General features: G+C 59.5%; 8 protein-coding genes and 1 pseudogene. 4 read left to right on the top strand and 5 right to left on the bottom strand.

Annotated features, from left to right (window positions below; translation table 11 throughout):
* On the bottom strand, nt 1-282 hold a 282-nt coding region (locus BMY36_RS18265; protein ID WP_139194138.1), incomplete at its 3' end, for a transposase.
* Nucleotides 283-1,031: 749 nt separating this feature from the next.
* On the opposite strand from BMY36_RS18265, the gene rlmJ reads away from it, so the two are divergent.
* Entirely contained in the window at nt 1,032-1,802 is a 771-nt protein-coding gene (gene rlmJ, locus BMY36_RS18260) for a 23S rRNA (adenine(2030)-N(6))-methyltransferase RlmJ (protein WP_050518292.1), read from the top strand.
* 11 nt (nt 1,803-1,813) lie between these two features.
* The gene (locus BMY36_RS18255) at nt 1,814-2,107 is read left to right on the top strand and encodes a DUF1330 domain-containing protein (protein WP_050518291.1); all 294 of its coding nucleotides are present in this window, start codon (nt 1,814-1,816) and stop codon (nt 2,105-2,107) included.
* Between the two features lie 56 nt (nt 2,108-2,163).
* Here the strand turns inward: BMY36_RS18255 and BMY36_RS18250 are convergent, their stop codons facing one another.
* From BMY36_RS18250 to BMY36_RS18240, 3 genes are read right to left on the bottom strand one after another with little or no spacing between them, the layout of a single operon-like run.
* The gene (locus tag BMY36_RS18250) at nt 2,164-3,525 is read right to left on the bottom strand and encodes an MATE family efflux transporter (RefSeq protein ID WP_050518290.1); all 1,362 of its coding nucleotides are present in this window, start codon (nt 3,523-3,525) and stop codon (nt 2,164-2,166) included.
* A 54-nt stretch (nt 3,526-3,579) separates the two neighbouring features.
* Nucleotides 3,580-4,623 carry a nickel/cobalt transporter gene (locus BMY36_RS18245; RefSeq protein ID WP_231579645.1) on the bottom strand — a complete coding sequence of 348 codons (1,044 nt, stop codon included), beginning with the start codon at nt 4,621-4,623 and terminating at the stop codon, nt 3,580-3,582.
* Nucleotides 4,608-5,276: a DUF1007 family protein gene (locus tag BMY36_RS18240; RefSeq protein WP_050518289.1), complete on the bottom strand. Its 669-nt coding sequence runs from the start codon at nt 5,274-5,276 to the stop codon at nt 4,608-4,610. The genes BMY36_RS18245 and BMY36_RS18240 overlap by 16 nt, the downstream gene beginning before the upstream one ends.
* A 172-nt stretch (nt 5,277-5,448) precedes the next feature.
* Between BMY36_RS18240 and BMY36_RS18235 the strand changes: the two genes are divergently transcribed.
* On the top strand, nt 5,449-6,108 hold the full coding sequence (locus tag BMY36_RS18235; protein WP_050518293.1) for a glutathione S-transferase family protein: 660 nt from the start codon (nt 5,449-5,451) through the stop codon (nt 6,106-6,108).
* 99 nt (nt 6,109-6,207) lie between these two features.
* On the top strand, nt 6,208-8,163 hold the full coding sequence (parE, locus tag BMY36_RS18230) for a DNA topoisomerase IV subunit B (RefSeq protein ID WP_050518288.1): 1,956 nt from the start codon (nt 6,208-6,210) through the stop codon (nt 8,161-8,163).
* A gap of 184 nt (nt 8,164-8,347) precedes the next feature.
* Here the strand turns inward: parE and BMY36_RS18225 are convergent.
* Nucleotides 8,348-8,609, bottom strand: a pseudogene (locus BMY36_RS18225) (IS5/IS1182 family transposase); the annotation flags it as partial.

Here is an 8,609-nt window from a genome sequence, read left to right as displayed (position 1 = left end):
AAACCGCATGAAAGACAACCGGTCGCGGACCTGATATTCGATCTGGTCGTCGGAAAGGTTGTAGAGCGCGCTCAGAACCAGCGTCTTGAACATCAAAACCGCGTCCATCGGCTTGCGTCCCGCGCGGGACTTGCGATCCGCATCCGGCTTGCGCCAGGCTCGCTCAAGGGTGGGACGGAACTCCTCCCACGGCACGACGGTGTCAATCTCGACCAGCGGGTCCTTCTTGGCATCCAGACTCGCGTAACGGTCCGAAAGATCGAAAAAACCCATCTGCGCCATCGCCGCATCCCCACCGCCAGTTCACTGTCCCACCATACCGCAGTGTGGGCGGTGGGGCAATTTATAGAGGTGCCCTACAGAGAGTTTTTCAGCAGATCCGATTTTGTAAGACTTGTCGCAGACCAAGATGGGGGCGCTCATGTTGATCCAAAAATTGACCTCAAATATCACAGACTTCTGAATGAAAATTCAATAAAATTGTTATCTTTTAATATGTTGGGCGAAAAGCCTTTTAAAGCCATTGAACGGTTATATATTCGCCAAATAGCATTTGAAGCCGCGCTAGTGCTAGAACCCAAATTCACAAAACTTATTGGGAATAGAGTCTGTAACTGTAACTCTGGTCGCAAAGCGCGCTATTGTTGCGTCAAAGGTTTTTCTTTTGACCAAGTACATCGCTTTGCCGCCTCACAAGAGTGAGGTTAGCCAAAGTTGTGGAGGATTTATGATATCGGGTTCCCGCCTAGTCACCCTGTAGTCCGTCGCATCAAAAACAGCCTTAACAGGCGCCGCCCAATAATCATGATCACCAAAAGACCGCCGACCTTGGGCGCTTCGCAAGACACCTGCACGCTGTGCCTGCCGCAACACACTTTCCACAAAAACCTGTATGTAGGGGTTCACTCCGACACCTCTGCCCACAACATCCGGTCGTAAATACGCAAAACATATGCCCCACATACCCCAAACCCACACGCTAACTTCAGCCCCCCTTCCCCCGCGCCGCGCCCCCTGCTAAACCCACCCTCATGCTCAGTTATCAACACCATTATCACGCAGGCAACCCGGCCGATGTCCACAAACACGCGATGCTGGCGTGGATGCTGGATTACTTTGTCCAAAAGGACAAGCCGATGACCTATATCGAAACTCATTCCGGTCGCGGCCTGTATGATCTGGGCGACGCCGCCGCCCTGAAAACGGGTGAGGCGGCGCAAGGCGTGGGCACGCTGGAACAGGCCCTGCCCCCCGATCACCCCTACCGCCAGCGCTTGAATGAAGTGCGGTTCAAATACGGCCCCATGGCCTATCCCGGCTCACCTTTGATCGCCGCAATGACGATGCGAGAGATGGACACTATCCATCTGGCCGAACTGCACCCCGGCGAAAACGCGGTGCTGGTGGAACATCTGACCCAATGGGACGCGCATATCCACCAACAAGACGGCTTCAAACTGGCGCAGGCCATTTGCCCACCAACGCCCCGGCGCGGCCTGTTGTTGGTCGACCCCAGCTATGAGGTGAAGGCCGATTATGACAGCATCCCAAACGACATCGCCAAGGTCGCGCGCAAATGGAACGTGGGGATTTTGGCGCTGTGGTATCCGATTTTGACCTCGGGCAGTCATGGCCATATGCTGTCGGCACTGACAACCCTGTTCCCCGATGCCCTGCGCCATGAGGTGCGATTTGGCCCCGTGCGCGAAGGCCACCGGATGATCGGGTCAGGGATGTTCGTGATCAACCCGCCTTATGGGTTGGCCGAACACGCGGCTCTGCTGGGCAAGATTTTCAAATAACGGGGGGCGGGATGCCAAAAGGATATTGGGTGGCGCATGTCGATGTGACAGACCCCGCAGCGTATGAGGCGTATAAAGCCGCCAACGCCGCCCCCTTTGCCAAATACGGCGCACGGTTTTTGGTGCGCGGCGCGCCGCAAACCCAAGTCGAAGGGGCGTGCCGCGCGCGTACCGTGGTGATCGAATTTCCCAGCCTTGCCGCCGCACAGGCCTGCTATGACAGCCCCGAATACCAAGCGGCCAAGGCGTTGCGCGACCCCGTGGCCACCGGCGATTGCGTGATCGTTGAAGGGTGGCAGGCCTAGGGCACGCGCCCGCCCTTCACCCAAAGCGCGTAGGGTGGGTGCAACCCACCGCCCCGTCACACCACCTTTGGCGCGCGGGACCTAAACCGCAGCAACAACAACACCGCAGCCACCGTTAACCCCACCGTAAGACCCAACCACAGCCCCGGCCCGCCCAACCCCATGGGAAACGCAAGGATATAGCTGACCGGAATCCCAATCACCCAATAACTCAAGCAGGCCAGCACCATCGGCACCTTGGTGTCTTGCATCCCGCGCAAAAACCCCAGCGCCATCACTTGCGTTGCGTCCACCATTTGGAACAACGCCGACAGCGCCAGCAATGTGGTGCCAAACGCAATGATCGCCGCCGTTTCAGGGTTCGCCTTGTCCAAAAACAGCGCCACAATCTGCGCGGGCAGCGCCAAAAATAGCACCACCATCGCCACCCCGAACCCCATCGACAGCATAAACGCCACCAGCGCCCCGTCGCGCAGCGATTGCGCGTCGCCCTGCCCCATCGCGCGACCCACCCGCACGGTTGCCGCATTGGACAGCCCCAAATGCACCATGAACGCCAGCGCCGTCACCTCCAGCGCGATACCGTGCGCGGCCAGTTCCATCGTGCCAATCCAGCCCATCATAATGGCTGACGCTTGGAACAACCCGCCTTCGGCCAGCCCGGTCAACCCAATCGGCCAGCCAATGCGGTACACTTGCCCCATCGCTTGCCAATCGGGCCGCCAAAACCGCTGAAACAGGTTGAACCGCCGCAAATCGGGCTGCCAATGCGCGTAAAACGCCAACGCCACAAACGTTACCGCTTGGGTGAACACTGATGCAATCGCAGCCCCGCGCACGCCCATTTCCGGCGCGCCCCAATTGCCGAAAATCAGCGCGTAATTGATGCCCGCGTTCAGCGCCACCGCCGCCACCGTGATCCACAGCACCACTTGGGTTTTTTCCACCGCTGCCAAATAGCTTTTCAGCGCCATGACCAATAGCGCAGGGATCATCCCCAGCCCCGCAATGCGCAAATAATCTTGGGCCATCGCAGACACATCAGGCTGCTGGCCCAGCGCCAGCAACAGCGCCTCAGACCACCAAAACACCGGATAGGTCATCACCCCAAACCCGATCGACAGCCACAGCCCCATGCGGGCATCGCGGCGCACTTGCACCTCATCCCCGCGCCCCAGCGCTTGGGCTACCATAGGCATCACCGCTTGGCCAAAGCCAGACCCCAGAATGAAAATGATGAAAAACAGCGACGCGCCCAGCACCACCGATGCCAGTTCAACCACCCCGTACCAGCCCAGCATCACGGTATCGGTGACATGCAGCATCATCTGCGCCAAATGGCTGCCAATCAGGGGCAGGCCAAGCACCAGCAAGGCGCGGGCGTGTTGGGGTTTGGTCAGGCGGGGTGTGGTTGTCATGCCCCCAGCCTTATCCGCGCGGATGCGACCGAGCAAGACAGGAAAATCAATCCCTCACAGCGCCGCGCGCAGCATTACCAGGGACAAGAACGCCACCGTCACCCCGGCCGCCACCTCAATCACCGGGGCCGCGCGCGACAGGCGCCCGCCCGCCAGCGCCAGCAACGCCCCTTGCCGTGCCCAAACCGACAGGCCCGCCACCGCAACCGTGATCGTCGCCGTGCCCATCCCCATCGCAAAGGCCCCCGCGATGCCCGCGCTATCAATCCCCATGCGCCAGCACAAAATCAACAAAAACAGCGCGCCCGTGCAAGGCCGAATGGCGATTCCTGCGATCAACATGGCGGTGTCGCGCCAGCCCGTCAGCGCCTCCACGTCTTGCAGGCTGGGACCGTGGGCATGGCCACACGTGCCGCATTGCGCCTCGCTGTGCATATGCCCGTCACTGTGCGTGTGGCTATCTGTGCGCGCGTGCCCGTCGTTGTGCGTATGCCCACCTGTGTGCGTATGGCCATGTGCATGTGTATGCCCCACCGCATCATGCTGCCCCGCCACTGCGCGCGCGCGCCACAAACTGCGCCCCCCGCGCCATGCCAACCACAGCCCAATCAATCCAATCGCGGCATAGCTGAGCGGCGCAAAAACATCCTCTGCCAACCCCACCATCGCTTGGCGCGACAAATTCAAAAAATACACCCCGGCATAGACCAGCAGCACCGCCGTCGCCGCCTGCGCAAGGCTGGACGCAAGGGCAATGCCCGCCAACCGCGCCACCCCGACCCGGCGCGCCACGCCGTAGCCGCCGATCAAAACCTTGCCATGCCCCGGCCCCGCCGCATGAAAAAACCCATAGGCAAAACACACGCCCATCAGCGCTGCCCACGCCCCCGGTTGCCCGGCCTGCAAGGCCCGTAACGCCCGTGCCATGGCGTTTTGCGCAGCCCGCTGGCTGTCGGCGGCCCAAGCGGTGAACCCGGCCAAGCCGCCCAACCCCCATAGCGCCAACAAGCCCAGCCCAAGGGCCGCGCCCACAATGATCAGCACGCGCGGCATCATGGGGCGCGAAATCATAGAGCGGGGCATCACGGGGCGGGGCATGTTACACGCGCCTCATCTGCATAATTTGCCCCAACGGCGGGAAATTCCATCTCAACATCATCTCCGGGGGAATATTCTAACAGCACCGCTTGCAGCGCCGCGTCCGCTTCGCTCAGGTCCGGCTCAAACACCTCTGCCATGCAGCCCGCCGGGGCAGCTGTCAGTGCGACCGCGGGCAAGATGCTGTAGGCCGTGTAAAACCCGCTGTCATAGACTTGCACGACCAAACCGTCCAGCCCCGGCGCCACGGGCTGCGCCAAGGTCCGCAGATGGATGCTGGTGATAATGCCGTTGTCATAGCGCACATCGGGATCTTGGGGGCGGCCCATCGCAATCGCTTGGCCGCCATGCAGCACATACAGATCGCCGTCATAATCGGCGTCCCAGTTCATATCAAACCCGGACAGTTGCGCCACTTCATCCGCGGCAAGCGCCCCGTCGCCATCGGGGTCAAGGCCCATATCTTGCACCGTCAGCAAGGAATAAAAGTCATCATAGGACCAGCTGATGCGCAAAGCCGTGACCCGGCCCTGATCGTCAAAGATCGCCTCCAACGCGGTATCGATAAATATGTGCGGATGCGCCGCCGCAGTTTGCACACCCATACCCAGCCCCAAAGCCCCGCCCAAAACCAGCCTTTGCCAAAACGTCATTTGCCCATCCAAATGGCCCCATTACCGCACGCACAATGCCACAGCCCGCCAACCGGGACCAGCGCCGCAATACAGGCAAACGGCGGGTTTTCGCTGCAATCACACCGCGCGTTTCCCCTTGCCCCAGCGGCCTTATCGCGGCAACAAAGACGTGAACCCACAGGAGGCCACAATGATCACCCTTTACGGCGTCTACCGTTCCCGCGCCACGCGCCCCCTTTGGCTGTTGGCCGAGGCGAATGTCCCCTTCACCCATGTCCCGGTCATCCAAAGCTACCGCCTTGCAACGCCCATGGCAGCTGATGCGCCCCTCAACACCCTGTCGCCCGCCTTTATGGCGATCAGCCCACAATCGGCGGTGCCTGTGATGGTGGACGACGATTTGGTGCTAACGGAATCGCTGGCGATCACCAACTATCTGGCGCGCCAATACGGCGGCGATCTGGGGCCGCAAGGCACGGCCGAGCAGGCGCAGGCCGAACAGTGGGCGCTGTTTGGCGGCATTTCGGTGGACCTGCCGGGCATCGACATCATCTATACTTATGCCGATGGGGTGCACGAGACACCCGATGGCATCGCCAAAATCAACGCCGCCGTAGGCCGCTTGGTGCGCCCGTTGGAGCGGTTGGAAACCCTTCTCGGCACCACTGATTATCTGATGGGGGGCCGTTTCACGGTCGCCGACATCATGGTCGCCGAATGTCTGCGCTATGCCCAAACGCACAAACCGCTTCATGCTGCGTATCCAAAAACCTTTGCTTGGCTCGCGCGTTGTCAGGCCCGCCCGGCGTTTGCGGCGATGATGGAACAGCGCAACGCCGAACCCGCCTGATCCGCCCGCACTCACCAAAAACCCCCCAGATCTTGCACCCTAGGGCCGCAGGTGGTCTAATCCTGCCACAAACACGCCCCCATCAGAATCGAGCAGCCGATGCCCAATGATCTCCTCTCCACCCCGATTGAAACCTATGACGCGTCATCAATCGAGGTGCTGGAAGGGCTGGAACCGGTCCGCAAACGCCCCGGCATGTATATCGGCGGCACGGATGAACGCGCGCTGCACCACATGGTCGCCGAAATCCTTGATAACTCGATGGACGAAGCGGTGGCAGGCCACGCCACGCGGATTGAGGTGGAAATGCTGGCCGATGGGTCCGTGCTGGTGCGCGACAACGGGCGCGGCATCCCCGTCGATCCGCACCCCAAATTCCCCGACAAATCCGCTTTGGAGGTGATTTTATGTACCCTACACGCGGGCGGCAAGTTTTCCAACAAAGCCTATTCCACCTCCGGCGGGTTGAACGGGGTCGGCTCCTCGGTCGTAAACGCGCTGTCAGACAGCATGATCGTGCAAGTCGCCCGCAACAAAGAACTGTATGAACAGCGGTTTTCGCGCGGTGTGCCGCTTGGCCCCATCGCAAAACTTGGTGCAGCACCCAATCGGCGCGGCACCACCATCACCTTTCACCCCGACCCGGAAATTTTCGGCGCATTAAAACTCAAACCCGCGCGCCTGTTCAAGCTGACCCAATCCAAGGCCTATCTGTTTTCCGGCGTCGAAATTCGCTGGAAATCCGAAATCAACGACGGCGAAACCCCGCTGGAGGCGACGTTCCACTTCCCCAACGGCCTCGCCGACTTCCTCAACCAATCACTGTCCGGCACCATGACCTATGCCGAACGCCCCTTTGCCGGCAAAGTCTCGTTTGAGGAAAAGTTCGGCATCCCCGGCTCCATCGAATGGGCGATCAATTGGACGCAAATGCGCGACGGGTTCATCCAATCTTATTGTAACACGGTCCCCACCGCCGAAGGTGGGACGCACGAAGCTGGATTTTGGGCCGCGATGCTGAAAGGCGTCAAGGCTTATGGCGAGCGCGCCAACAATAAAAAAGCGGCCCTGATCACGCGCGAGGATATGCTGACGGGCGGCTGCGCGCTGATTTCAATTTTTATTCGCGAACCGTCATTCGTGGGCCAAACCAAGGACCGTTTGTCGACCGAGGAAGCCGCGAAATGGGTCGATCTGGCGGTCAAAGACCATTTTGACAATTGGCTGGCCAATGACACCAAATCGGCCGGGGCCATTCTGGACTTTTTGGTGCTGCGGGCCGAAGAACGCCTGCGCCGCCGCCAAGAAAAAGAAACCCAGCGTAAAACTGCCACCAAAAAGCTGCGCTTGCCGGGTAAATTGACCGATTGCAGCGCGAAAAACCGCGATGGCACCGAATTGTTTATTGTCGAAGGGGACTCGGCAGGCGGCTCCGCCAAAGGCGCGCGCAACCGCGAAACCCAAGCACTGTTGCCGCTAAAAGGTAAAATCCTGAACGTGCTGGGGGCGGCATCGAACAAGCTGCACGACAATTCCGAAATCCGCGATATATGCGAGGCGTTGGGCGTGCAAATGGGCACCAAATTCCGCGTCGATGATCTGCGCTATGATAAAATCATCATCATGACCGACGCGGATGTGGACGGCGCGCATATCGCGGCACTGCTGATGACGTTTTTCTTTACCCAAATGCGGCCTTTGATCGACCAAGGGCACCTCTATCTGGCCTGCCCGCCCCTGTACCGCCTGACGCAAGGCGCAAAACGGCTGTACGTCGCCGATGATGTGGAAAAGGAATACTGGCTGGCCAAGGGTCTGGGCGGAAAAGGAAAAATCGACGTGCAGCGGTTTAAGGGACTTGGCGAAATGGACGCCAAAGACCTGAAAGACACCACGATGCACCCGGACAGCCGCAAGTTGATACGCGTGAGTATTGATGAGGATGAACCGGGCGAAACATCCGATTTGGTGGAGCGTTTGATGGGCAAAAAGCCCGAACTGCGGTTCCAGTATATTCAGGAGAATGCGCAGTTTGTGGAGGAGTTGGATGTTTGAAGGCGGAGTTAATTGTGAAAAAATGTGGTGAGTTTTTTATGCAATGGGTAAATCTATTAAGTGCTTTGTTAACGCCAACTATCGCTATGCTTGGCATATATATTGCCTATCAACAGTGGTCGGTTAACAGGGCTCTGTTGCACAAATGGTCTGACGGTGAGGGTTCCCCTATCCCCGGACAGACTTATCCCACGACTTCTGTAATGGGCGTGCCGAGAGTGGTGAAGCCGTTCAGGACGGCAACACGAACTTGGAACTCCGCGACCTGACGGTCGAAGTCCCGCGCCATAAGGCGCTGACCCAGCAGTTTGACACAGTGCATCTTTGTTTCGACGCGGCTTCGGCGGTGATAGCCGCTCCATCGTCGCCATATCGTCCGGCCGAAGCGTTTCGACGCGCGGAGGGCCTCGTTCCGCGCGATCGCGCCAGGAGTGTCGGGTTTCCAT

This window comes from Pseudorhodobacter antarcticus, assembly GCF_900110135.1.
In the GTDB taxonomy this organism is placed as follows: Bacteria; Pseudomonadota; Alphaproteobacteria; order Rhodobacterales; family Rhodobacteraceae; genus Pseudorhodobacter; species Pseudorhodobacter antarcticus.
The sequence above is the reverse complement of the archived record's forward strand: the minus strand, read 5'-3'. Positions and strand labels throughout refer to the sequence as shown.